Origin of the sequence: Escherichia sp. E2562 (genome assembly GCF_005781075.1) — a bacterium.
Lineage (GTDB): Bacteria > Pseudomonadota > Gammaproteobacteria > Enterobacterales > Enterobacteriaceae > Escherichia.
The window spans coordinates 23,888-49,548 of sequence record NZ_VATM01000012.1 but is presented as its reverse complement, the minus strand read 5'-3'; the positions used below and the strand labels follow the sequence as shown (position 1 = coordinate 49,548).

The following is a 25,661-nucleotide window of genomic DNA, read 5'->3' as shown; positions in this document are numbered from 1 at the left end:
AACTACATGGCGTGTTGGTTGTAATAGGGCACGCCCAGCGCATCCGATTTGTCACTGCCTGTACCCATGTGATTTAAATCGAACGGTGGTTGTTCCTGCGATGGGGGAACAATCACCACATCGCCACAGGAAGTAACGACCGGTTGCGAGGTTTGCTCCGCAAAGCTCTGCGCGGAAAAGAGAATAAGCGCGGTTACCATTGCGGATAAAAGTGGTTTCATGATTGCCTCAGTGACGTTGTCACATTTTTATTAACTGTTGTAATGGTTCAATGGATGCAAATACCGCGACTCGCACTGCATATTGGTCATCCGATATTTATGCGGTGGAACATCAAAGTAATTTTTGAAGGTGCGAGTCAGCGTTTGCTGTGACTCGAAACCATAACGTTCTGCCAGATAGAGGATTGGCTCGTTGCTTTCTTTCAGCTTTTGCGCGATTTCTGTCATCTTACGGCTGCGGATGTATTGGCCTAATGAATGGCCGGTTTCTTTTTTAAACATCCGTTGCAGGTGCCATTTGGAATAACCTGAACGCTCTGACACTTTTTCCAGTGACAGTGGTGATTCCAGGTTGTCCTCGATCCAGTCCAAAATGCTATGAATGGTAATAGCGTCAGTATTGCGTCTGGACATCGTCATACCTCTTTTTTTGTTTACGGCAGGACTTTCTTAAGCAAATGCTCAAGCGTTGCCACTTCGTCCGCCGTCAGGTTTTTTGTTAATTCTTGATGCAGGTCCTGGCCAACTAATTGATGGCATTGTTCACATATTGCCGCGCCACTGCTGGTGAGTTTCACCAACACGCCGCGCTTGTCATTCGGGTTCGGCAACCGCTCAATCCAGCCTTTGCAAACCAGGCGATCCAACATGCGGGTCAGCGCGCCAAGGTCAACCGAAAGGACTTTTTTCAGCTCAACGGGAGTAATGCATGCTGCGCAGCGGATAGAGCAGAGCACCTTAAACTGTGCCGCGGTGATATCGAGCGGTGACAGATAATCGTTAAGCAGACGGTCTTTCTTCTGATTAACCATATGGATTAAGCGACCTAATGGGATGATTTCATTGAACAGGTCGCTGGTACTTTTCACAATGGTTGCCCTGGCAAGTAATTAGTTGCAGGGGATAATATTGCCCAGGCAAGTATAAGTCAAACGAATGAATCCCTCGATGCCACGATTTGCTAAATCGGTTCAAGTATTGCGCAGTGTGCTGCAAGATTAGTTAAAGAGTGAAACTTTCTCCTTGTTTACCCTTTATACTTTTCGCAGATAACTAGCGACACAGGATGACAACCACCAATGTTAGATTTGTTTAAAGCGATAGGCCTGGGGCTGGTGGTGTTATTGCCGTTAGCTAACCCGTTAACCACCGTAGCGTTGTTTCTCGGGCTTGCGGGTAACATGAACACCGCCGAACGTAATCGTCAGTCATTAATGGCCTCGGTATATGTTTTTGCCATCTTGATGGTGGCGTACTATGCCGGACAACTGGTGATGGACACATTCGGGATTTCGATTCCCGGTCTGCGTATTGCTGGCGGCTTAATTGTCGCTTTTATTGGTTTCCGTATGCTCTTCCCCCAGCAAAAAGCGATTGACTCACCGGAGGCGAAAAGCAAATCCGAAGAGCTGGAAGATGAACCCAGTGCCAACATCGCCTTTGTTCCACTGGCAATGCCAAGTACCGCTGGACCGGGGACCATTGCGATGATCATCAGTTCGGCGTCCACAGTACGTCAGAGTTCAACCTTCGCAGACTGGGTACTGATGGTTGCGCCGCCGCTGATCTTTTTTCTGGTTGCGGTCATTTTGTGGGGAAGCCTACGTAGCTCTGGCGCAATTATGCGGCTGGTGGGCAAGGGGGGAATTGAAGCGATCTCCCGCCTGATGGGCTTCTTACTGGTGTGTATGGGAGTGCAGTTTATTATTAACGGCATCCTGGAAATCATTAAAACGTACCATTAAAAAAGGCCCGAATGGGCCTTTCAACTATTGTGTCTGTTCTTCGAGTTTCACTGGCCAGCGGCGGAATATGACGATTGACCATATTAACGCAGCGAGAGCAGGCACCGCGCCAACATAGCCAATCATCGACATCGACCAGTGAAGACTCACCTGATTACCCACCAGCGCCCCGGCGCCGATACCAATATTAAATATCCCCGAAAATAGCGCCATCGCAACGTCGGTAGCATCCGGTGCCAGCGCCAGCACTTTTACCTGCATCCCAAGGCCGATGATCATCATCGCAATCCCCCAGAAAACGCTCAGTACGCCGAGGTGCATCTCACTGTTCGCCGCAGGTAACAGTAGCGCCAGGCACACCAGCAATAACGCAATTGCCGCACTCACCAGCGTAGACGCATACTGATTGCCGAGTTTGCCGAAAATCACGCTACCAATAATGCCTGCGCCTCCGAGCATTAACAGCAATGCTGTGGCAAAATTGGCGCTGAACCCAGCTACGTTTTGCACAAAAGGCTCGATATAGCTGTATGCCGTGTAATGCGCGGTAACCACCACTACCGTCAACAAATAAATGCTCATCAATGCCGGGCGGCGGAACAGTTGCGGAAGACTTTTCAACGACCCGGAATGCTCGCTGGGGAGTAATGGAAGTAACTTAATCAGGCATAGCAGGGTGATAAGCGCTCCAATACCAATGGCAAAAAACGTCGTTCGCCAGCCGAAATATTGCCCCACAATTCGACCAATGGGTAAACCTAATACCATTGCCAGTGCTGTACCGGTAGCGATTAAACTCAACGCCTGCGCTCGTTTACCTGCTGGCGCCATGCGAATCGCCAGAGACGCCGTTATCGACCAGAAAATAGCATGTGCGAAAGCAACGCCGATTCGACTGATCACCAGAACGGTAAAGCTCCACGATAAAAATGACAGCACATGGCTGGCAATAAATACCACAAACAGGCAGATCAGCAATTTGCGGCGTTCAACCTGACTGGTCATTAGCATAAAAGGCAATGACATTAGCGCTACTACCCATGCATAAATGGTCAACATGATGCCGACCTGAGCAGTTTGCATGTGAAAACTTTGCGCAATGTCAGAAAGCAGGCCAACAGGGACAAATTCGGTAGTATTGAAGATGAAGGCGGCTACTGCCAGCGTAACTACCCGTAGCCACGCCACTTTGCGGGAAACAGTGTTTGTTGTCATAACAGATTATCGGGTGAGTTGCGAAAAGGTGATGAAATGATCTTAAAACGGTTAATGATGTGAATACAATGACTTTGTGATCCACATCTCATTTTGCCGCTTCTTGCTGTTCCAGCGATGTGTCAAGCAGTTCAATAAACGCCTCAAGCTGACGAGTCTTCGCGCCACGACGCCAGACCAGCCATGTCGTTAACCAACGCCATTGCTCACCTAATGGCCAGGCTTCAACCTGATGATGCCCCGGCATACTTTCCAGCATGGAACGAGGAATAAGCGCAATTCCCGCTCCGGCGATTACACAGGCCAGCATACCGTGATATGACTCCATCTCATGAATTGTCCCCGGCGCTGCGCCGTCGGCATGAAACCAGCTCTCAAAGTGGCGGCGATACGAGCAGTTAGCGCGGAAGGCATAGATATTACAACCATTAACCTGACTGGCGCGGGTAACGGAAGTATGTCCTTGCGGCGTAACGATCATCAACTCCTCGCGATACACCGGCATCCCGTCAATGGCTGTATGGTTAATCGGACCATCAATAAATGCCGCATTCAGTTTTCCCTCAAGTACACCGTCCAGCATAGTTCCGGAAGGGCCAGTGGAAAGGGAAAACTGAATTTTAGGATAACGACGGTTAAATTCTGCCAGTGTAGCTGGGATGCGTACCGCTGCGGTGCTTTCCAGCGAACCGAGAGAAAACAAGCCTTGTGGCTCATCGCCAGCAACAACATTTCGCGCTTCGTCGACCAACGCGAGAATTTGTTGGCTATAGCGCAAAAAATTATGCCCGGCAGGAGAGAGACGTAAACGCTGATTCTCGCGAATAAACAGTTCCACGCCGAGTTCTGTTTCCAGCTGGCGGATACGGGTAGTCAGGTTAGATGGCACACGATGCACTTTTGCTGCCGCCTGGGTAATGCTGCCTGCCTCGGCAACGGCGTTAAACATCTCCAGCTGGGTCAGATCCATAGCATTCTCGATTCGTGAACAAGTGACTTAATATTATTCATTTTAACGAAAGAGTAAATCTGCGTATCTTCACACCATAACTCACGAAGGAGATACCCGAATGACCATTACTCCGCTTACCCATGCTATTTCAATAAATCCAGCCAATGGAGAACAACTTTCTGCACTGCCGTGGGCTGGCGCTGACGATATTGAACACGCACTTCGGCTCGCGGCGGCAGGCTTTCGCGACTGGCGCGTAACAAACGTAGATTATCGCGCAGAAAAACTGCGTGATCTCGGTAAGGCTTTGCGCGCCCGTAGCGAAGAAATGGCGCAAATGATCACTCGAGAAATGGGGAAACCGATCAAACAGGCGCGTGCCGAAGTGGCGAAATCAGCAAACTTGTGCGACTGGTATGCAGAGCATGGTCCGGCAATGCTGAAGAGCGAACCTACGCAGGTAGAAAATCAGCAAGCGGTTATTGAATATCGTCCTATGGGGACGATCCTGGCGATTATGCCGTGGAACTTTCCGTTATGGCAGGTGATGCGAGGGGCTGTTCCCATTATCCTGGCAGGTAACGGTTATTTGCTTAAGCATGCGCCAAATGTAATGGGCTGTGCACAGTTAATTGCTCAGATCTTTAACGATGCAGGTATCCCACAAGGCGTCTATGGCTGGTTGAATGCCGACAATGACGGTGTAAGCCAGATGATTAAAGACCCGCGCATTGCTGCGGTTACAGTCACCGGAAGTGTCCGTGCGGGAGCAGCCATTGGCGCGCAGGCTGGGGCGGCGCTGAAAAAATGTGTGCTTGAATTGGGCGGTTCCGACCCATTTATTGTGCTTAACGATGCCGATCTGGACCTGGCCGTGAAAGCCGCGGTTGCCGGACGTTATCAGAATACCGGGCAGGTTTGTGCAGCAGCAAAACGCTTTATCATCGAAGAGGGGATTGCCTCTGCATTTACCGAACGTTTTGTGGCGGCGGTATCGGCGTTGAAAATGGGCGATCCGAGTCATGAGGATAACGACCTCGGGCCGATGGCGCGTTTCGATTTGCGTGATGAGCTACATCATCAGGTTGAAAAATCACTGACACAGGGCGCCCGTCTGTTACTCGGAGGGGAAAAGGTAGCTGGCGCAGGAAACTACTATCCGGCAACGGTTCTCGCAGACGTCACGCCAGAAATGACCGCGTTTCGTGAAGAGTTGTTTGGACCCGTCGCGGCAATCACCATTGCGAAAGATGCTGAACATGCGCTTAAACTGGCTAATGACAGCGAGTTTGGACTTTCTGCAACCATTATTACCTCTGATGAAGCACTGGCGAAACAAATGGCAGCACGTCTGGAATGTGGAGGGGTGTTTATCAATGGTTTCAGCGCCAGTGATGCACGGGTAGCGTTTGGCGGTGTGAAGAAGAGCGGCTTTGGTCGTGAGCTTTCCCATTTTGGGTTACATGAGTTCTGTAATATCCAGACGGTATGGAAAGACCGGATCTGACGTCACATATTTAGCTCTGTTATACTCGCAGGTCTTTTCAGACCTGCGAGCAAGGAGCAGAGAGTGGCAGTCGCCATGGATAATGCAATTTTAGAAAACATCTTGCGGCAAGTACGACCGCTAATTGGTCGGGGGAAAGTCGCGGATTATATTCCGGCACTGGCAACGGTAGAGGGTTCCCGACTGGGCATTGCTATCTGTACCGTTGACGGGCAGCTTTTTCAGGCCGGAGACGCGCAAGAGCGTTTTTCAATTCAGTCTATTTCCAAAGTGCTCAGTCTCGTTGTTGCAATGCGTCATTACTCCGAAGAAGAAATTTGGCAACGTGTGGGCAAGGATCCGTCGGGATCGCCATTCAATTCCCTGGTGCAACTGGAAATGGAGCAGGGTATTCCACGAAATCCTTTTATTAATGCCGGTGCGTTGGTGGTCTGCGACATGTTGCAAGGGCGATTAAGCGCCCCACGGCAACGTATGCTGGAAGTGGTGCGTGGACTAAGCGGCGTGTCTGATATTGCCTACGATACGGTGGTAGCGCGTTCAGAGTTCGAGCATTCTGCGAGAAATGCGGCGATAGCCTGGCTGATGAAGTCGTTTGGCAATTTCCATCATGATGTGACAACAGTACTGCAAAACTACTTTCACTACTGTGCACTAAAAATGAGCTGCGTTGAGCTGGCCCGAACGTTTGTCTTTCTGGCAAATCAGGGGAAGGCTATTCATATCGATGAGCCGGTGGTAACGCCAATGCAGGCGCGACAAATTAACGCGCTGATGGCAACCAGTGGTATGTACCAGAACGCGGGCGAGTTTGCCTGGCGGGTGGGACTTCCGGCGAAATCTGGCGTTGGTGGCGGTATTGTGGCGATCGTCCCACATGAAATGGCCATTGCGGTCTGGAGTCCGGAACTGGATGACGCAGGTAACTCTCTTGCCGGTATTGCAGTACTTGAACAATTGACGAAACAATTAGGACGCTCGGTTTACTAATGCAGTCTATTGATCCACTCTTCGCGCGTTTATCCCGTTCAAAATTTCGCTCCCGCTTTCGTTTAGGTATGAAGGAGCGTCAGTATTGTCTGGAGAAGGGCGCGCCGGTTATCGAACAACATGCGGCGGATTTTGTCGCTAAACGTCTTGCCCCGGCCTTACCTGCGAACGATGGCAAGCAAACTCCCATGCGCGGGCATCCGGTATTTATTGCCCAGCATGCTACAGCAACATGTTGTCGCGGCTGTCTGGCCAAGTGGCACAACATTCCGCAGGGTGTTTCGTTAAGTGAGGAACAACAACGTTATATTGTGACGGTTATCTACCACTGGCTGGTTATTCAGATGAATCAGCCATAAGAATGTCAGATTTCGACAAAGCCGTATCGGATTAATATCTTTATTTGTCACCGCTGCCAGTGAACATGCTATCCTTTATGAGAATTTACTTATTGCGTTAAAATAATTGCAGCCTGCAATTGTATGGACAGATAATTAATGCGTGTACACCCCATCTCAACTTTCCATTTGTTCCTGGAAGGCCATTTGCTACGTAATAGCATCGCGATTTTTGCGCTAACCACGCTGTTCTATTTTGTTGGTGCAGAGTTACGTCTGGTTCATGAACTCTCTCTCTTCTGGCCGCTGAATGGTGTGATGGCAGGGGTTTTTGCCCGGTATGTCTGGCTCAATCGGCTGCATTACTATGCAATCAGTTACGTGGCGATGATGGCTTATGATGCGATGACTACCGAATGGGGTTTAGTTTCACTGGTCATCAACTTGTCCAATATGATGTTTATTGTGACCGTGGCTCGGTTAGTGCTGAGGGATAAGCGACTGGGGAAAAATAAGTATGAGCCAGTAAGTGCCTTACGCTTGTTTAATTATTGCCTTATAGCCGCATTATTATGCGCAATTGTCGGGGCGGTTGGTTCAGTAAGTATTGATAGTCTGGATTTCTGGCCCTTACTTGCTGACTGGTTTAGCGAACAGTTTTCGACGGGCGTGTTAATTGTTCCGTGTATGTTGACGCTGGCGATCCCCAGGGCGTTGCCACGCTTTAAAGCAGAACAGATGATGCCGTTTATTGCGCTCATTGTATCGGTGATTGCCTCTGTGGTGATTGGCGGGGCGGGGAGTCTGGCGTTCCCACTGCCTGCATTGATCTGGTGTGCGGTACGCTATACCCCGCAGGTAACGTGTTTGCTGACTTTTTTGACGGGAGCGGTGGAAATCGTACTGGTGGCAAATTCGGTGATAGATATCGCCGTCGGTTCGCCGTTCTCTATCCCACAAATGTTCTCCGCTCGTCTGGGGATTGCTACCATGGCAATTTGCCCAATCATGGTTTCCTTTAGCGTGGCGGCAATTAATTCGCTGGTTAAGCAAGTTTCTCTGCGTGCCGATTTTGATTTTCTCACCCAGGTTTACTCGCGCTCAGGTCTTTTTGAGGCATTAAAAAATCCGTCACTACAACAGACACAACATCTGACGGTGATGCTGCTTGATATCGACTATTTCAAAAGCATAAACGACAACTATGGTCATGAATGTGGCGATAAAGTTTTAAGCGTGTTTGCCCGGCATATACAGAAGATAGTTGGTGATAAAGGGCTGGTGGCGCGGATGGGCGGCGAAGAATTTGCTGTTGCAGTGCCTTCGGTGAATCCTGTGGATGGTCTGCTGATGGCGGAAAAAATCCGTAAAGGCGTAGAAATGCAACCGTTTATCTGGCAACAAAAAACGCTTTATTTGACGGTTAGCATTGGTGTCGGAAGTGGGAGTGCAACATTTCGTACGTTAATCGATGATTTCAATAAGCTGATGGTAGAAGCTGATACTTGCCTTTATCGCTCGAAAAAAGACGGGCGAAATCGTACCAGCACTATGCATTATGGCGAGGAAGTTGTCTGACAGGTTGTGATTTTTTGGTGGTGAACATCTAATTTGTTCTACCAATTTTGTCATTTCCCATTTTTACCGGGAATCATGACTACAAGCTTTCACTTTCCGGAACCTTGACCAACAGCACATTTTTCGCCAAAAAACGTGAATTGTTCGCCGCGAGTTGATCAAAACAGGGGTTCAGTGTATCAAAGTTTGCTAACCTGTCGTACCAATTCAAACAGGTTGTATGACTAATCAAAAGGGAACCCATTGTGAAAACACTAAATCGTCGCGATTTTCCCGGTGCACAGTATCCAGAACGTATCATTCAGTTTGGTGAAGGTAACTTCCTGCGTGCCTTTGTCGACTGGCAAATTGATCTCCTGAATGAGCACACCGATCTGAATTCTGGTGTGGTCGTAGTTCGTCCGATTGAAACTTCATTCCCGCCGTCACTGAGCACTCAGGATGGTCTGTACACCACCATCATTCGTGGTTTGAATGAGAAGGGCGAGGCGGTCAGCGATGCGCGTCTGATTCGTTCTGTTAATCGTGAAATCAGCGTCTACAGTGAATACGATGAATTCCTGAAACTGGCGCACAACCCGGAAATGCGCTTTGTTTTCTCTAACACCACCGAAGCAGGTATCAGCTACCATGCAGGCGACAAATTTGATGACGCGCCAGCGGTAAGCTATCCGGCAAAACTGACTCGCCTGTTGTTCGAACGTTTTAACCATTTCAACGGTGCGCTGGATAAAGGTTGGATTATCATCCCGTGTGAACTGATCGACTATAACGGCGATGCGCTGCGTGAACTGGTTCTGCGCTACGCGCAGGAGTGGGCACTACCAGAAGCATTTATTCAATGGCTGGATCAGGCTAATAGCTTCTGTTCAACGCTGGTGGACCGTATCGTTACCGGTTATCCGCGTGATGAAGTGGCGAAACTGGAAGAAGAACTGGGGTATCACGATGGTTTCCTCGATACCGCTGAACACTTTTACCTGTTTGTAATTCAGGGGCCGAAATCCTTAGCGACTGAACTGCGTCTGGACAAATATCCGCTCAACGTGCTGATTGTTGACGATATTAAACCGTATAAAGAGCGCAAAGTGGCAATCCTCAACGGTGCACACACCGCGCTGGTGCCGGTGGCGTTCCAGGCAGGGCTGGATACTGTAGGCGAAGCGATGAACGATGCTGAAATTTGCGCATTCGTTGAAAAAGCCATCTACGAAGAAATTATTCCAGTACTGGATTTGCCACGTGATGAACTGGAATCTTTCGCCAGTGCGGTAACCGGGCGTTTCCGTAACCCGTATATCAAACATCAGCTGCTTTCCATTGCGCTCAACGGTATGACCAAGTTCCGTACCCGAATTTTGCCTCAGTTGCTGGCAGGGCAGAAGGTGAACGGTAAACTTCCGGCCCGACTGACCTTCGCGTTAGCCGCATTGATTGCATTCTATCGTGGAGAACGTAACGGGGAAGCGTATCCGGTACAGGATGATGCCCACTGGCTGGAACGTTATCAGCAACTCTGGAGCCAGCATCGTGACCGTATCATCGACACCCAGGAGCTGGTCGCTACTGTGCTGGCAGAAAAAGACCACTGGGAACAGGACCTGACGCAAGTGCCTGGCCTGGTCGAACTGGTTGCTAATGACCTGGATTCCATTCTGGAAAAAGGGATGCGCGAAGCTGTACGTCCGTTGTGCTAATACTCTGAACCCGGTTTCGACCGGGTTTCTTATTCCACCATATTAGTTACAACATCCTATATGCCATTTATCACAACTAGGTGCCATATGTCACACCTGTTCATGTTGTAAGCTTGTTGGTAATTTGTAAGTAGCGTCTTGAGAATGTGACCGTAATCACGTTTAATAGGGCGACTTTTCCACGCCTGAAGATAACCATGATTGTTCGTCCACAACAACACTGGCTGCGCCGTATTTTTGTCTGGCACGGTTCAGTATTATCCAAGATATCCTCGCGCTTACTACTCAATTTTCTCTTTTCTATCTTCTATCGCTGTTATTTTCATGCTGCCCTGGTACACGCATCTGGGCATCAAATTCACCCTTGCACCGTTCAGCATTCTCGGTGTCGCCATCGCCATCTTTTTGGGTTTTCGTAATAACGCGGGGTATGCCCGTTATGTTGAAGCGCGCAAACTTTGGGGGCAGTTGATGATTGCTTCACGGTCGTTACTGCGTGAGGTAAAAACGACATTGCCAGATTCGGCAAGTGTAAGGGAGTTTGCCCGACTGCAAATCGCCTTCGCCCACTGTTTACGCATGACGTTACGCAAACAACCACAGGCGGAAGTGCTGGCACATTATCTCAATGCCGAAGATCTTCAGCGTGTACTGGCTTCAAACACTCCAGCTAACCGTATCTTGTTGATAATGGGGGAGTGGTTGGCGGTTCAGCGACGCAATGGACAACTTTCAGATATCCTGTTTATTAGCCTCAACGATCGGCTTAATGATATTTCAGCGGTTCTGGCAGGCTGCGAGCGCATTGCCTATACGCCAATTCCCTTTGCCTACACCCTGATTTTGCATCGTACCGTTTATCTGTTTTGTATCATGCTGCCGTTCGCGCTGGTCGTGGATCTGCATTACATGACGCCTTTTATCTCTGTGCTGATTTCCTACACCTTTATTTCGCTGGATTGTCTGGCGGAAGAACTTGAAGATCCGTTCGGTACAGAAAACAACGATTTACCACTGGATGCCATCTGCAACGCTATTGAAATTGACCTGTTACAGATGAACGATGAAGCAGAAATTCCAGCGAAAATTCTTCCCGATCGCCATTACCAGCTGACGTGATAATTACTCCGTACGTCGGGCAACAATAAAAAGTCGCGGGAATGCCAGCAGTATCTGCCCGTTCTCCTGGAGTGGATACTGCTCTTCCAGCATCTGATGGTAGCGCGTAAGAAAATGCTGCTGTTCGCTCTCAGTCAGATCCTGCAACCATGGGCGTAATCCGGTTGCGGTCACCCAGTCAATAATCGCCTGGTGCGACGGCATCTGGTGATAGTAAGTGGTTCGCCAGATATCAATCTCGCATCCGGCTTCGCTCAAAATATCGTAATAAGCATGAACGCCAGCCAGCGGCTCACGCCCGCGATCTGGATAATTTTGTTCCCAGGCGACTTCGCGCATCAGCACATGGGTCGGCTCCAGCCAGTTATCTGGCATCTGTACTGCCAACACACCATGGAGATTAAGTAACGAAACCAGATGAGGAAACAATTCGTAGTGGTCGGGCAGCCATTGCAGTGAGGCATTAGCAAAAATCAGATCAAGTGCCTGTTCCGGTTGCCAGTTGCGGATGTCTGCTTCCACAAACTGACACTTTGGAAGAGCACTGCGCGCTTCGGCAATCATCGCCGGAGACGAGTCGATGCCCGTTATCATGGCCGCAGGCCAACGTTGATGCAGCAGGGCGGTGCTGTTACCTGGGCCACAGCCAAGATCGGCAACGTATTCGACATTCTCCAGCGGCACTCTGGCAAGCAGCTCCATCGCCGGACGCGATCGTTCAGCGGCAAAGTGCAGATATAAAGAGGGGCTCCAGTCAGACATTTTTTTACTCCCGTCAGCGCGTTACCCCAATTGTAGATAAAATTGATGAATTCGCCTCACGGCATCAACCCATTGAACACACGTTTTTTACGCGGCCCGGTCATTAGCGCTTCCAGTTTCGCGACACAGGTTTTGTAGTGGGGCGTGGTTTTATGGAACGCCACTGCGTCTTCATCTTTATAGGCTTCGTAAATATAAAAGCGCGAATTCACTTCCGGGTCCTGTAAGACATCGAAGCGCAAATTACCTTCTTCCTGTACCGAGCCCAGGTGGTTCTGGCGAAAGACCTCGATAAACTCGTCAACCTTGTCTTCATGAACGTTAATTTCAACCAGTGTGACGTGCATGATTCTTCTCCTTAAATCCGCAGTTACTGTTTTTCACTCAGATAGAGTTCATATGCCCGATCAGCCGTTTCGTTATGGTGAACCACCGCCTGTACGGCTTTCATCATCGCCACCGGATGGTCTGACTGGAAAATATTTCGCCCCATATCCACACCAGAAGCGCCCTGATCGATAGCCTGCCAGCACATTTCCAGCGCTTCGCGCTCCGGTAATTTTTTACCGCCAGCAATAACAATAGGTACCGGACATCCGGCAACAATCCGTTCAAAACCTTTATCGACATAATAGGTTTTGATAATTTGCGCCCCCATTTCAGCGGCGATTCGAGTCGCGAGCGAGAAATAACGCTGATCGCGCACCATATCTTTGCCCACGCCAGTGACTGCCATGGTCGGCATTCCCACTTTCATTCCAGCATCGACCAGCTGAATAATATTTTTGATCGACTGATGTTCATATTCGCTGCCGATATAAACCTGCGCCGCCACCGCACAACTGTTCAGGCGCACGGCGTCATCCATCGATAACGCCACTGCTTCATTACTTAATTCCGCAAGGATAGAGTTCGCACCTGACGCCCGCAGTACCACTGGCTTATTGGTCGCGGGTGGCACCACGCTGCGCAAAATACCGCGTGTACACATTAATACATCGGCATGTTCAAACAGTGGGGCGATATTTATATCAATGCGTTCAAGTCCGGTAGTCGGCCCCTGAAAATAACCATGATCAAAGGCCAGCATCACGGTTTTACCCGTTTTCGGATTAAATATCCGCGATAAACGAGACTGCATTCCCCAGTCCAGAGCACCGCAACCTTTGAGGGTAAAAGGGATATTTTGTTGCGGTTGATCGGTGCGAAAATCTTTACCATCTTTAATATCGTCTAAATCTGCCATAACTTACTCCGGTTAAGTAATGCACATCAGAAATCGTATTTGCCGATATTTTCTTTATTGAAAACCACGCGCTCCGGTAACAGTACAATGCCATTACCATCCGCTTCGTAGTCATAGCCCTGAACGCTGTTTGGCGAGACTTCCACCTGACCTACGCCCTGAATATCCAGCTTGTCGCCCGTTTTCATTGCACCTTTTTTCAATAATGCATCTGCGACATAGACCGAAATTTTGCCTTGCTGAACCACATCCCACAGGCCAAACTCTTTCACCGTGCCGCGCTCTACATACGGACGCATCACATTTGGCGTACTGAATCCGACAATCGCAACTTTGTCATTTTTCAGGTTTTCTGCGGCTTGTGCGGCAGCGGGCAGGGCGTTGGCATCGGGGGCGATAATGACATCGAGATCGCTATAGGCTTTTAATATGCCTTCCGCAGTTTGTAACGATTTAGTGGCATCGTTATAGCCAAACTGCGTAGTGACAATTTCCCAGCCTGGATGTTCTTTGGCGATTTTCGCTTTCGCTTCTTTCACCCATTGGTTTTGGTCGGTAACCGTGGGGCTGGAGTAGAAAAACGCGACTTTGGCTTTGTCTTTATTTACCTGGCGCGCCGCCATATCCACCAACATACCTCCCAACTGGGCGGGCGTTCCCTGGTTAATGTAGTAAGAACGGCACTCCGGTTTGGTGTCAGAATCCCAGGTAAGTACTTTCACCCCACGTTGCATGGCGCGTTTCAGTGCCGGGCATAAACCATCTGGCGAAACCGCAGAAACGATAATGGCGTTATATCCCTGATTGACGAAGTTATTAATCAACTGTACCTGACCAGAAACACTGGGTTCTGTCGGCCCGTCGTAGGTCACATCAACGCCCAACTCTTTACCAGCTTGTTGTGCGCCGTTGCCACCGCTGGTAAAAAATCCCACGCCAACCAGTTTGGGAATAAATGCAATACGCTCTGCGGCCTGCACATTCATAGAGATTGCGGCAATGCCAAGGGCGCTAAGTAAGGCGATTTTCTTAAAGCGATGAAGTGTCATGAAGATATCCTTTATGGCAATGGGTTATTGGCCCGACGCGCCAGCCACTCTTTAATTTGCTGGCGATGCAGGCTAACGGAACGACCAACGACAACGACGATAAGCAGCGCACCGGAAAGGGCGCTGGACACCTGATTTGGCACTCCTGCCATTTGCAAACCTTGTTGCAAATATCCCACTAATAAAACCGCAATGGCGGTGCCGATAATGGAACCGGAGCCACCATAAATATTGGCACCGCCGAGCACCACTGCGGTGATGGCGGGCATCAGAAACGACGCACCGAGATCGGAACGCGCGGAACCAAAATACGACACTAGCAGCACAGCGGCGACCGCAGACGCCAGCCCTGTCATGGCATAGAGCGCACATAAGGTACGGTTAACTGGAATCGCGCTATAAACCGCCACGCGCGGGCTTTGCCCAATCAAAAACACGTTACGTCCGGCATGGGTTTTATGCAGCCACAGCCAGAAAACGAGGAGACATATCAGGAAGATAATCAGCGGAACGGGGAGTCCCAGCACATCCAGGTTAGCGAAATCAGTAAACGCCATCGGGAATCCACCAATACCTTCGTACCCTGTCGCTCCGGCCATCCCGGAAAGCAGCAGAGCGCTTCCGGCAAACAGATACAGTGTGCCAAGCGTAATCACCAGCGGGTTAACTTTGGTATAGATGATTAATCCGGCGTTGATCAGCCCGCACAATGCGCCGAGCAGTAATGTCAGAAGAATCGCCAGTGGCATCGGCACACCACTTTGAAACAGTACGCCCAATGCAATGGCGCAGAGGCCGATGGTCGAACCAAACGAAATATCGATCCCGCCACTGACAATCACCATCGTCAGCGGTAGGGCGACAATGCCAATGCAGATAAAGTCACTGGTGCTGAACAGCAACATATTGAGATCTAACATCCGCGAGTTAATTGCACCAAATGCGACGATCTCAATAACGAGCAGTGCGGCAAGGGCCAGTTCCCAACCGTAGCGAATACGCATTACGCGGCCTCCCGTTTTTTACCTGACGAAGCGGGTTTAACGGATGGCGGTTGCGTCATAAAGCGGGCATATTTTTGCCGCCGCAGATTACGTTCCAGCGCGCAACGCAGGCGTCCATCAAACACCAGCACCGCCAGCAGAACCAGGCCCGCGATAAAATCATTCCACCATGCCGGAATGCGCAACAGCACCAGTACGCTATCGATCTGCGTCAGGAACCAGGCGCCGAGCACCGCTCCGATAATCGCGCCGGAACCGCCGAGCAAACTAATGCCGCCCAGCACGCAGGCAGCGATAGCTTTCATTTCCAGCCCGGTGCCGGTCTGATTAGGGATAAACCCAATCTGCGAAGCAAACACAATCCCCGCCAGTGCCGCCATGCAGCCGTTCAACGAAAATGCCACAATCCGAATGGCTTCTGTACGAACGCCCAATTGACGAGCGCCCTGTAAATTATCGCCCGTGGCATAAAAACTGCGTCCAAACGCCGTCTTCGCCAGCAGCCAGGCCATAAATGCCACCAGAATTATCGTCAACCAACCAATCGCGGAAACGCCAAACAGTAGCGGGGCGGAGAGTTGTTTCAGTTCGGCGGGTAACCCTTCAATCCATTTACCGCCAGTCCACAGCAGCATGATGCCTCTGTACAATCCTAATGTACCGAGCGTAGCGACAATGGCAGGGATCTTTAGCCACGCGACCAGTACACCGTTGAAAAATCCCGCGAGCAAGCCGAGCAGTAACGTCGCGACACAAGCAACAGGCAGTGAATACCCCGCGTTCAGTAATATCCCCAACAGCACCGCGCACATACCCGTAATTGAGCCTACCGAAACATCAATATTGCGCGTCAGCATCACCAGCGTCGCGCCCATCGCCAGCAGGATCAAGATTTGTGCGCTGCTATAAACCATGGTCAGCGTTTGCAGACTTAAATACTGACGGTCGAGAAAACCTGGCAACAAAAACAGCAGCACCACCGCCAGCAGTGCCGTGATTTCACGGTTGTTCTGAATAAACTTCAGCATGACGCCTCCTGACGCTGACTATCGCCGAAGGCAACGCGCATAATGGTCTCGACATTAATATCGCGCCCGGTCAGTGCCGAGTGGGTAATTTCACCCTGATGCATCACATACACGCGGTCAGCCATCAGTTCGATCTCTTCCAGATCGGAGGAAATAAGCAGCACGGCCACATTTTGTGCGGCGATGCTGCGCAACAGCTGGTAGATATCATTACGCGCCGAGACATCCACGCCGCGCGTCGGCTCATCAACAATCAATACTTGCGGCGAAGCTTCCAGACATTTGGCAATCAGGATTTTTTGCTGGTTGCCACCGGATAAAGTTCGTGCAGCTTGTTCCGATTCGTTAAATTTAATATTCAGCGCGCGACGATATCGTTCCAGTGTGGCGTTATCTTTCGCGGTTTTTGCCCAGAATCCGCGTTGATTATGGGTGAGGGCGCAGACGTTCCACGCCAGCGAAGCATCGAGATTCAATCCTGAGGACTGGCGATCTTCTGGTAGATAAACCAGACCGCAATGCAAACGTTCTCCGGTAGATAATTTATTGATCTCTTTACCATTCAACATGATGCACCCGCCACGCAAAGGCCGCAGACCATATAACGTTTCTGCCAGTTCAGTGCGCCCGGCCCCCACTAGCCCAGCCAGGCCAAGAATTTCTCCGGCATTCAGCGTAAAACTGACATTCATAAAACCTTCGCCAGTCAGATTTTCCAGCGCCAGTACCGATGTTCCAGCTGCATGTTGTGGGCGATTACCGGGCAACTCCAGCCATAACTTTTGACTGGCTGAGAGAGATTTTTCCCGCGTTGCTGGCGTAATGGCCTGAATGATGTCGTCGGTAGACAGCTCACTGGTTTTGCCACTTAACGCGATAGTTCCGTCGCGCATCACGCTAATCCGATCGGCAATCTGGCGAATTTCCGGCAGCTTATGTGAGATAAAAACAATACCCACGCCAGTGGCGAGTAGTTCCCGCAAACGGCCAAACAAGCGTTCGGTTTCCGCAGGGGTAAGCGACGCTGTAGGTTCATCGAGAATAAGAATTTGCGAATCGCGCATCAGACCGCGCAGGATTTCCACCATTTGGCGGTCGGCAACATCCAGTGAGCCCGCCAGACTATGCAGATCAAACTGGCAGCCCAGCGCCGCCAGCAAGTTCTTCATTTTCTGCATAGAAAGCTGTTTTTTTGCCAGCCCATACAGGATGTTTTCTTTTATCGACAGACTTGGGAAAAGCAGCGGTTCTTGGGGAACGAGATAAATACCCAACTGATGAGCATGAACTGGCGTTAATCTGGTGTAGTTGTTGCCCCCAATCTCCAGCGTACCGCTATCAGCGGGGGTAATACCGGCGATGATTTTCATTAGCGTCGATTTACCCGCGCCGTTACCGCCGAGCAGGGCGTGGACTTCCCCCTGATGCAACGTAAAATCGATGCCTTTCAGGACATTAACCCCTGAATACTTTTTATAAACCGAGCGGGCGCAAAGTAGCGGTAACGCGCGGGTATCACTCGTTTGCATATTTCCCCCATTCAGTTTTGCAGGTGAGTTTTGAACAAATGTATTTTTACTTTTAATTTGTTCATAACCTTAGGTGGCTATTGCGCATAATTCCGACGAATAGATCACAATTTATGCTATTTTGATTTTTATGGTTGCGTTTGTTCATTGCTGTTTGACCAAACTGTGGTGGTTATCACAGATATAAGCGCGCAATAACTGAACAATTGCATTAAAGATTTAAATATGTTCAAAGTGAAGAATGAATTATGACAATCAACGATTCGGCAATTTCAGAACAGGGAATGTGCGAAGAAGAACAGGTCGCGCGGATCGCGTGGTTTTACTATCACGACGGGCTGACCCAGAGCGAGATTAGCGATCGCCTAGGGCTAACGCGTTTGAAAGTGTCGCGGTTACTGGAGAAAGGGCATCAGTCCGGCATTATTCGCGTGCAGATTAATTCTCGCTTTGAAGGCTGTCTGGAATATGAAACGCAATTACGTCGCCAGTTTTCATTACAGCATGTGCGGGTGATCCCTGGACTCGCAGATGCAGATGTCGGCGGGCGCTTAGGAATCGGCGCAGCGCATATGTTGATGGGATTGCTCCAGCCACAGCAAATGCTGGCGATTGGCTTTGGCGAGGCAACGATGAACACGCTGCAACGCTTAAGTGGGTTTATTTCGTCACAGCAAATCCGCCTGGTCACGCTCTCCGGTGGCGTCGGCTCTTATATGACAGGCATCGGGCAACTTAACGCAGCGTGCAGCGTCAACATCATTCCGGCGCCATTACGAGCATCTTCGGCTGAAATTGCCCGAACGCTGAAAAATGAAAACTGCGTCAAAGATGTCCTGTTAGCCGCACAAGCTGCGGATGTGGCCATTGTCGGCATTGGCGCCGTGAATCAAAAAGAGGATGCGACGATTATTCGCTCCGGTTATATCAGCCAGGGCGAACAGTTAATGATTGGTCGAAAAGGGGCCATTGGCGATATTTTAGGTTACTTTTTTGACGCTAAAGGTGACGTTGTCACGGATATCAAAATACATAACGAACTGATTGGCTTACCTTTAACCGCGATGACAACCATTCCAATTAGAGTAGGTGTCGCAGGGGGCGAAAATAAAGCCGAAGCGATCGCCGCTGCGATGAAAGGCGGCTACATCAACGCGCTGGTTACCGACCAGGATACTGCCGCTGCGATTTTACGTGGTTAATTTAGCATCACCTTATTACCGGGAACGATGGAGAACGTATAGAGGAACAGACAGAACGCTTAAGCCGAGGACAATCTAATGGCTCGACTCTTTACCCCTTCAGAATCAAAGCATTACCTGATGGCGCTGGACGCAGGCACCGGAAGTATTCGGGCTGTGATTTTCGACCTGGAAGGCAATCAAATCGCGGTAGGACAGGCGGAGTGGCGGCATCTGGCAGTACCTGACGTTCCCGGTTCAATGGAATTTGATCTGAATAAGAACTGGCAACTGGCGTGCGAATGTATGCGCCAGGCGTTACATAATTCTGGTATCGCGCCGGAATATATTGCAGCCGTTTCGGCATGTTCGATGCGCGAAGGTATTGTTTTATATAACAATGAAGGAACACCGATCTGGGCCTGCGCCAATGTGGATGCCAGAGCGGCGCGGGAAGTCAGCGAACTTAAAGAACTGCATAACAATACCTTTGAAAACGAAGTTTATCGCGCGACCGGACAAACGTTGGCTTTAAGCGCCATTCCCAGATTACTTTGGCTGGCGCATCATCGTTCTGATATCTACCGACAAGCGTCGACCATCACCATGATCAGCGACTGGCTGGCCTATATGTTAAGTGGGGAACTGGCGGTCGATCCGTCTAACGCAGGCACCACGGGACTTCTCGATCTAACCACCCGTGACTGGAAACCTGCATTGCTGGATATGGCCGGACTGCGGGCTGATATTCTTTCTCCTGTCAAAGAAACCGGCACATTGCTGGGCGTGGTAAGTTCACAAGCTGCGAAACTTTGCGGCTTGAAGGCTGGCACTCCGGTGGTCGTGGGAGGAGGGGACGTACAGCTTGGTTGCCTGGGATTAGGTGTAGTGCGTCCGGCACAAACTGCCGTACTTGGCGGCACATTCTGGCAGCAAGTTGTCAACTTAGCCGCGCCGATGACAGACCCAGAAATGAACGTGCGCGTTAATCCCCATGTTATTCCTGGCATGGTACAAGCTGAATCTATAAGCTTTTTTACCGGACTCACCATGCGCTGGTTCCGCGATGCTTTCTGTGCCGAAGAAAAACTGATTGCCGAACGTTTAGGTATCGACACTTACACGCTGCTTGAAGAAATGGCCAGCCGGGTGCCGCCTGGGTCGTGGGGCGTGATGCCGATATTCTCCGACAGAATGCGCTTTAAAACCTGGTATCACGCTGCGCCTTCTTTTATTAACTTATCCATTGACCCGGATAAATGTAACAAAGCGACGTTGTTCCGTGCTCTGGAAGAAAATGCGGCGATTGTATCGGCGTGTAACTTGCAGCAAATTGCTGATTTCTCGAATATTCATCCTACATCGCTGGTCTTTGCAGGCGGAGGTTCAAAAGGGAAATTATGGAGTCAAATTCTCGCTGATGTCGCGGGATTACCCGTTAATATTCCGGTGGTCAAAGAAGCCACCGCATTAGGATGTGCCATTGCAGCTGGCGTCGGTGCCGGGATTTATTCATCAATGGCAGAAACTGGAGAACGTCTTGTACGCTGGGAACGGACGCATACACCAGACCCGGAAAAGCATGAACTTTATCAAGATTCACGCGATAAGTGGCAGGCTGTATATCAGGATCAACTGGGGCTGGTTGATCACGGACTGACGACATCGTTATGGAAAGCGCCTGGGTTATAGTTTTATTGACAGCCACATCCTGATAACCGTGGCTGTTAATTTTTGAGTATCGGTATTCCTATTTCTTTTCTTTATTAGGATTAGGTGATAACGGCTGGGCATGCCGGGAGTGAAATATATCTGCTAAACCGTATCAAGCCGCATACCGAAGATGGTATGCGGTTTAGTATTGACGACTTTAGTCAGCAACCTCAAATGGCACATCAGCGCCGTTTTTTAATCCTCCATTTTATCCGCGATCGCGGATATCGCAGCGTTTATCCCGTAGAGCGGATAAAATGCGTTTACAGATTGACTTTATCCTCACTAAGGGATAAAACTGACAATATCCCCTTGAGCGGATAAACTTCTTGTGGACGTATGGCATGATGAGCTTTCCGATGATCTATAGCCCAACGCAATTAGCGAATGCAATGAAACTGGTTCGTCAGCAAAATGGCTGGACGCAGAGCGAGCTGGCGAAAAAAATCGGCATTAAGCAGGCGACGATTTCGAATTTCGAGAATAATCCCGATAACACTACGCTGACGACATTTTTTAAGATATTACAGTCACTTGAACTCTCAATGACGCTATGCGACACGAAAAACGCTGCGCCAGAATCAACACAACAGCAAGATCTGGAGTGGTAATGCCTAAACTTGTCACTTGGATGAACAACCAGCGGGTAGGCGAGTTAACGAAGTTGGCCAATGGCGCGCACACTTTTAGGTATGCGCCGGAGTGGTTAGCCAACCGTTATGCCAGGCCGTTGTCGCTATCGCTGCCATTGCAGAGGGGGAATATCACCTCTGATGCCGTGTTTAACTTCTTCGATAACCTGTTACCCGATAGCCCGGTTGTACGCGACCGGATCGTTAAACGTTATCATGCTAAATCCAGACAACCGTTTGATTTATTGTCAGAAATAGGGCGAGACAGCGTTGGCGCCGTGACGTTATTACCAGAAGATGAAACCGTAACGCACCCGATAATGGCATGGGAAAAGCTTACTGACGCCAGACTTGAAGAAGTATTAACGGCTTATAAAGCAGATATTCCGCTAGGCATGATAAGAGAAGAAAATGACTTTCGCATCTCAGTTGCTGGCGCGCAGGAAAAGACCGCGCTGCTCAGAATGGGCAATGACTGGTGCATTCCGAAAGGAATAACGCCGACGACGCATATCATTAAATTACCGATTGGTGAAATCAGGCAGCCCAACGCGACGCTCGATCTCAGTCAAAGCGTGGATAATGAATATTACTGTCTGCTGCTGGCGAAAGAACTCGGGTTGAATGTTCCGGACGCAGAAATCATAAAAGCGGGTAGAGTGCGCGCGTTAGCAGTCGAACGCTTTGACAGGCGCTGGAATACTGAACGAACGATTTTACTTCGCTTGCCACAGGAGGATATGTGTCAGACATTCGGTTTACCTTCATCGGTGAAATATGAATCTGACGGAGGCCCAGGCATCGCGCGGATCATGGCGTTTTTAATGGGGTCCAGCGAGGCGCTTCGCGATCGTTATGATTTTATGAAATTCCAGGTATTCCAGTGGTTGATTGGCGCGACGGACGGCCATGCGAAAAATTTTTCGGTTTTTATCCAGGCCGGTGGCAGTTATCGACTCACGCCATTTTACGACATCATTTCAGCATTTCCGGTATTGGGTGGCGCGGGAATACACATCAGCGATCTCAAACTGGCAATGGGGCTTAACGCATCCAAAGGCAGAAAAACGGCAATCGATAAAATTTATCCGCGACATTTTTTGGCGACAGCAAAGGCGCTGAAATTCCCGGAAGTGCAGATGCAAGAAATCCTGAGTGACTTTGCCAGAATGATTCCCGCAGCACTGGATAACGTGAAGACTTCATTACCGGCAGATTTTCCGGAGAATGTGGTGACAGCAATTGAAACCAATGTGTTGAGGTTGCACGGTCGGTTAAGCCGAGAATACGGAATTAAGTGAGATGTGGGGTTTGGTCGTTGCTAATGAGCAGGACAATCATGACCGCTAAAGACTAGATTTTTCCTTTGTTTATGTTGGTGCGCATAATGTATATTTAGGTTAAAGAAATCAACCACTTACATAATTATATTAGATCGATACGATCGAAGATGTCAATCAAAGACGAATGCCACCACGCATCGAACGGGCTTTAAAGTTTCGCTTATGCGTCTTTGCGTACTTACGGAACGAACGGCGGGAAGAACGCTTGGACATACGACGGCGAGAACGAGCCATATTACCTCCGATAGTTGTTAATCAATTGCTGTTGGAACTGGTTAGGGGGGAGGCGTCCCCCCTTGTTTACCGCTTTCGCAGAATTCGAAGAACCGAAACCACGAAACCTATCGAGATAAGAGCTAGCAGCGTTAATAAGGCCAACGCTACCACCAGTTTTGTTATCGAAACCAACTCTAAAACTCTCCTGTCCAACTGGCGTATTCAAATAATCAGCCAGAACCTTGTCCTGTACAGTCTGATACTGTGTTCTAATCCGCTGCGCAGAACTGAGGCCTGTCTGTGCTTCAATATTGGCACGGCGGGAGGCCTCGGTCAAAACCTGCTGATTAATCAGATTCGACTGCGATCGCATGTTATCGGCACTCTGAATGGCTTGCGCAGCCTGAGCCTCTTTGAGCTTCACATCAGCCGCGCTATTCGCAATCTGGTTACGTTGTAACGCAATCTGAGACTCAATACCTTCACGGGCTGCTTCTTGCTGCTCACGCTTCGTTAAGGCGTCAAATACGCTGACCGCAGAATTAACCACACCGGAAAAATCGGCAGGCTGGGCGGCCTGAATACCTGACGAACTGACGGAACCAAGACCACCGGAACCAGTAACGGCCAGAATGGGGTTAAGGCCAGCTTTCCGTAAATCCTGCACACGGTACTGGATGCCGTTTTTGGCCAAATCCATCGTTAATTTATTGGCACGGTTAGCGGAATCCTTCGCAGAGTTCGCGCCAAGCAGGGAACCAGCAATGGAACCAGCGGCACCAACGGCAGATGATAAAAAGCCCATAATTTCACCTCATGAAAAAAAGGCCTCCGCAGAGGCCAAAAGTGACAATGTAACTTAGAAATGGTCGATAAGACCTGGTACTGAGTAAACAGGCATAGGCCGCACACACTTCAAGTCGAAGAACGCATCCATGATGAACTGAGGCTCGTCCTGTACGGCGAGGACGCGCTTCATCGGTGGATTCTCCTCGATAAACTCCTGATTCAGTGCGGGCAGAGAGTCGAACCGCTGGGCCAAATGCCACACGTCGAGGGATTGCGGGTCGGTAGAACGCAATTTACCAGTAATCTGGGACGGTCGATAGCGGTACTCCGCATAACGTTCCTGGTAGCCAAAGACCTCATCATCCTTGGCGTTGCCTTGCGCATAAATCTCTTTATTCAGAATAGCTTGTTCGCCCAGGTGGGCCAGTGCAGGCCAATAGAAATCAAAGCGGGTCTGGCGGGAGAACATACGCGGGATGCCTTGCTGGTAGGTCAGGTCGGCACGAACGCTGACAAGGCCAATCACAAAGCAATGCTCAACAAACGAATGCGAAAAACCACGGTTAACACCACCGGAAACGCCATAAGCGGCAAGGTTACCTTGCGGGCTGGCGTCGGTAGTCGCAGAGTTCTGAAGCACGGGATTAATATTTATATCGAACGAACCAGAGCCAAGATACTCAGGACGCTGAACACGGGCATCAGGAGAAATAACGCCAAAATGACTGCGAATAATCTCAATGTATCGCGTACCACCGCGAGCATCACGCTCAAGCAGCCGCTGGAGCTGGAACGCCTGACGCAGCGAGTTAATCGTGAGGTTATCAACAACTTCACCACCTTCCTTATTCAACGTAACCGGAGGCTGATTGCGGCTAAATCCACCAATAACATCAATGCGACCAGTGGAGGGCGACATAGGAGGCCATTCCAGCGGATTGCTGGGATTCCTGCCGTCACTCATATAAACCGCATTACCATAAGAATTAGATGATGCACTTTCATTGCCAACGTTATTACGGGCAAGATAAGTCGGATTGTGCGGAGTCATATCCCCATCAACACCAACGCCATAAGAAACAAACGGCAGGCCATCAGGATAAGTAGGGAAATCGAGCGTATACGACGGCGGAACGCCTAAACCAATCTCAACACCTTCGCCTTTCTGAGGCCACGGCAGGGCACTTGTGAAGTAATCGTGACGCTTGGCACGCTTACGCAGCGGGAAATTTGCGAGGCCTGTTTCTTCCTCATCGCCAAGCGGAAGCGGGGCGGAATTAATCAGGTTTTCATCACGATACCACTCGTTATAAATCAGGTTATAAGCGCGGAACGGCAGGGCGCTTACGCTGATACCTTCAACACCTGTGGGAACGCCAAAATAATCGGCAAGGGAGCCAACAGGGAAGCCGCCAGCAGGGGCTTTAATCTGCGGGATTAAATAATCCGTAGAATCACCAGGGTTCTTCTGTTCTCCGTTGAATTTCTGCCAGTTATCCCAGACGAGGCGATAAGGTACAGAAAAATACTGAATATCCAGACGTAGATTATCCATGAAAGGAACCACGGGCGTGGAAAGACGCGCGAGAACACTCGTTTTAAGGTGGAACGTATCACCCGGCAAAGCCTCATCCAGAAACACGGGAATCAAATAACCAGCGTCAAAAGTGGTTTTATAACCAGAGCTGCGGTTAAAGACCGAACGCTGAATATTGGCACTCGGGATTACTGAAAAATTATGCTGACTTTTTGCATTACTAGGTACTTTACGACCGAATTTACTCATAAACCCCCCTCGGGAATTTCG

At 49.8% G+C, this 25,661-nt stretch carries 24 protein-coding genes and 1 pseudogene; 11 read left to right on the top strand and 14 right to left on the bottom strand.

Translation table 11 applies throughout. The annotated features are described in order from the left end of the window. Positions 1-2: 2 nt before the first annotated feature. From marB to marR, 3 genes are read right to left on the bottom strand one after another with little or no spacing between them, the layout of a single operon-like run. The gene (gene marB / locus FEK43_RS16840; RefSeq protein ID WP_130209257.1) at positions 3-221 is read right to left on the bottom strand and encodes a multiple antibiotic resistance protein MarB; all 219 of its coding nucleotides are present in this window, start codon (positions 219-221) and stop codon (positions 3-5) included. Between the two features lie 30 nt (positions 222-251). Next, positions 252-635: an MDR efflux pump AcrAB transcriptional activator MarA gene (marA, locus tag FEK43_RS16835; protein ID WP_130209255.1), complete on the bottom strand. Its 384-nt coding sequence runs from the start codon at positions 633-635 to the stop codon at positions 252-254. A 20-nt stretch (positions 636-655) separates the two neighbouring features. After that, complete coding sequence (marR, locus tag FEK43_RS16830; RefSeq protein ID WP_130209253.1) at positions 656-1,090, bottom strand: multiple antibiotic resistance transcriptional regulator MarR; 435 nt, start codon at positions 1,088-1,090, stop codon at positions 656-658. Positions 1,091-1,300: 210 nt separating this feature from the next. Here marR and marC point away from each other — a divergent pair, with 210 nt between their 5' ends. Next, a complete protein-coding gene (gene marC, locus FEK43_RS16825) occupies positions 1,301-1,966 on the top strand; it encodes an NAAT family transporter MarC (RefSeq protein ID WP_130209251.1) in 666 nt (221 codons plus the stop codon). Between the two features lie 24 nt (positions 1,967-1,990). On the opposite strand, the gene ydeA is transcribed toward marC, so the two are convergent. Both ydeA and FEK43_RS16815 read right to left on the bottom strand, forming a co-directional pair. Next, positions 1,991-3,181 carry an L-arabinose MFS transporter gene (gene ydeA / locus FEK43_RS16820; protein ID WP_130260618.1) on the bottom strand — a complete coding sequence of 397 codons (1,191 nt, stop codon included), beginning with the start codon at positions 3,179-3,181 and terminating at the stop codon, positions 1,991-1,993. A gap of 88 nt (positions 3,182-3,269) precedes the next feature. Continuing rightward, complete coding sequence (locus FEK43_RS16815; protein ID WP_135406680.1) at positions 3,270-4,151, bottom strand: LysR family transcriptional regulator; 882 nt, start codon at positions 4,149-4,151, stop codon at positions 3,270-3,272. 100 nt (positions 4,152-4,251) lie between these two features. Between FEK43_RS16815 and sad the strand changes: the two genes are divergently transcribed. The 6 genes and pseudogenes from sad (at position 4,252) to FEK43_RS16785 (ending at position 11,362) form a co-directional block, all read left to right on the top strand. After that, positions 4,252-5,640, top strand: a complete 1,389-nt coding sequence (gene sad, locus FEK43_RS16810; protein ID WP_135406677.1) for a succinate-semialdehyde dehydrogenase — start codon at positions 4,252-4,254, stop codon at positions 5,638-5,640. 63 nt (positions 5,641-5,703) lie between these two features. Beyond that, on the top strand, positions 5,704-6,630 hold the full coding sequence (glsB, locus tag FEK43_RS16805; RefSeq protein ID WP_130260621.1) for a glutaminase B: 927 nt from the start codon (positions 5,704-5,706) through the stop codon (positions 6,628-6,630). Beyond that, a complete protein-coding gene (locus FEK43_RS16800; RefSeq protein WP_135406674.1) occupies positions 6,630-6,989 on the top strand; it encodes a DUF4186 domain-containing protein in 360 nt (119 codons plus the stop codon). The genes glsB and FEK43_RS16800 overlap by 1 nt, the downstream gene beginning before the upstream one ends. Before the next feature lie 138 nt (positions 6,990-7,127). Then, entirely contained in the window at positions 7,128-8,546 is a 1,419-nt protein-coding gene (locus FEK43_RS16795) for a diguanylate cyclase (protein WP_131161903.1), read from the top strand. Between the two features lie 245 nt (positions 8,547-8,791). After that, positions 8,792-10,243 carry a tagaturonate reductase gene (uxaB, locus tag FEK43_RS16790; RefSeq protein ID WP_135406672.1) on the top strand — a complete coding sequence of 484 codons (1,452 nt, stop codon included), beginning with the start codon at positions 8,792-8,794 and terminating at the stop codon, positions 10,241-10,243. A 197-nt stretch (positions 10,244-10,440) separates the two neighbouring features. Next, positions 10,441-11,362, top strand: a pseudogene (locus FEK43_RS16785) (bestrophin family protein). A gap of 3 nt (positions 11,363-11,365) precedes the next feature. Here FEK43_RS16785 and tam read toward each other — a convergent pair. Genes tam through lsrA form a run of 7 tightly spaced genes read right to left on the bottom strand, consistent with a single transcriptional unit; the run spans position 11,366 to position 17,980 of the window. Beyond that, entirely contained in the window at positions 11,366-12,124 is a 759-nt protein-coding gene (tam, locus tag FEK43_RS16780; RefSeq protein WP_138158643.1) for a trans-aconitate 2-methyltransferase, read from the bottom strand. A 56-nt stretch (positions 12,125-12,180) separates the two neighbouring features. Beyond that, a complete protein-coding gene (lsrG, locus tag FEK43_RS16775) occupies positions 12,181-12,471 on the bottom strand; it encodes a (4S)-4-hydroxy-5-phosphonooxypentane-2,3-dione isomerase (protein WP_130209237.1) in 291 nt (96 codons plus the stop codon). Positions 12,472-12,494: 23 nt separating this feature from the next. Continuing rightward, a complete protein-coding gene (gene lsrF, locus FEK43_RS16770; RefSeq protein ID WP_000774178.1) occupies positions 12,495-13,370 on the bottom strand; it encodes a 3-hydroxy-5-phosphonooxypentane-2,4-dione thiolase in 876 nt (291 codons plus the stop codon). Positions 13,371-13,396: 26 nt separating this feature from the next. Beyond that, the gene (lsrB, locus tag FEK43_RS16765) at positions 13,397-14,419 is read right to left on the bottom strand and encodes an autoinducer 2 ABC transporter substrate-binding protein LsrB (protein WP_130209235.1); all 1,023 of its coding nucleotides are present in this window, start codon (positions 14,417-14,419) and stop codon (positions 13,397-13,399) included. An 11-nt stretch (positions 14,420-14,430) separates the two neighbouring features. Then, positions 14,431-15,423: an autoinducer 2 ABC transporter permease LsrD gene (lsrD, locus tag FEK43_RS16760; protein WP_130209233.1), complete on the bottom strand. Its 993-nt coding sequence runs from the start codon at positions 15,421-15,423 to the stop codon at positions 14,431-14,433. Further along, complete coding sequence (gene lsrC, locus FEK43_RS16755) at positions 15,423-16,451, bottom strand: autoinducer 2 ABC transporter permease LsrC (protein WP_130209231.1); 1,029 nt, start codon at positions 16,449-16,451, stop codon at positions 15,423-15,425. Before lsrC ends, lsrD begins: the two co-directional genes overlap by 1 nt. Continuing rightward, complete coding sequence (gene lsrA, locus FEK43_RS16750; protein ID WP_135406669.1) at positions 16,445-17,980, bottom strand: autoinducer 2 ABC transporter ATP-binding protein LsrA; 1,536 nt, start codon at positions 17,978-17,980, stop codon at positions 16,445-16,447. Before lsrA ends, lsrC begins: the two co-directional genes overlap by 7 nt. Before the next feature lie 248 nt (positions 17,981-18,228). On the opposite strand from lsrA, the gene lsrR reads away from it, so the two are divergent. The 4 genes from lsrR to hipA all read left to right on the top strand — a co-directional run bounded on the left by lsrR (position 18,229) and on the right by hipA (position 22,807). Beyond that, positions 18,229-19,182: a transcriptional regulator LsrR gene (gene lsrR / locus FEK43_RS16745; protein WP_130258990.1), complete on the top strand. Its 954-nt coding sequence runs from the start codon at positions 18,229-18,231 to the stop codon at positions 19,180-19,182. 78 nt (positions 19,183-19,260) lie between these two features. After that, on the top strand, positions 19,261-20,853 hold the full coding sequence (lsrK, locus tag FEK43_RS16740) for an autoinducer-2 kinase (RefSeq protein ID WP_135406665.1): 1,593 nt from the start codon (positions 19,261-19,263) through the stop codon (positions 20,851-20,853). Between the two features lie 365 nt (positions 20,854-21,218). Continuing rightward, positions 21,219-21,485: a type II toxin-antitoxin system antitoxin HipB gene (gene hipB / locus FEK43_RS16735; RefSeq protein ID WP_130260632.1), complete on the top strand. Its 267-nt coding sequence runs from the start codon at positions 21,219-21,221 to the stop codon at positions 21,483-21,485. After that, positions 21,485-22,807: a type II toxin-antitoxin system serine/threonine protein kinase toxin HipA gene (hipA, locus tag FEK43_RS16730; RefSeq protein WP_135406662.1), complete on the top strand. Its 1,323-nt coding sequence runs from the start codon at positions 21,485-21,487 to the stop codon at positions 22,805-22,807. Before hipB ends, hipA begins: the two co-directional genes overlap by 1 nt. A gap of 277 nt (positions 22,808-23,084) precedes the next feature. Here hipA and FEK43_RS16720 read toward each other — a convergent pair whose 3' ends face one another. Continuing rightward, a complete protein-coding gene (locus FEK43_RS16720; RefSeq protein ID WP_135406660.1) occupies positions 23,085-23,870 on the bottom strand; it encodes a hypothetical protein in 786 nt (261 codons plus the stop codon). Between the two features lie 54 nt (positions 23,871-23,924). Continuing rightward, positions 23,925-25,640: a major capsid protein gene (locus FEK43_RS16715; protein WP_130260635.1), complete on the bottom strand. Its 1,716-nt coding sequence runs from the start codon at positions 25,638-25,640 to the stop codon at positions 23,925-23,927. Positions 25,641-25,661 lie beyond the last annotated feature (21 nt).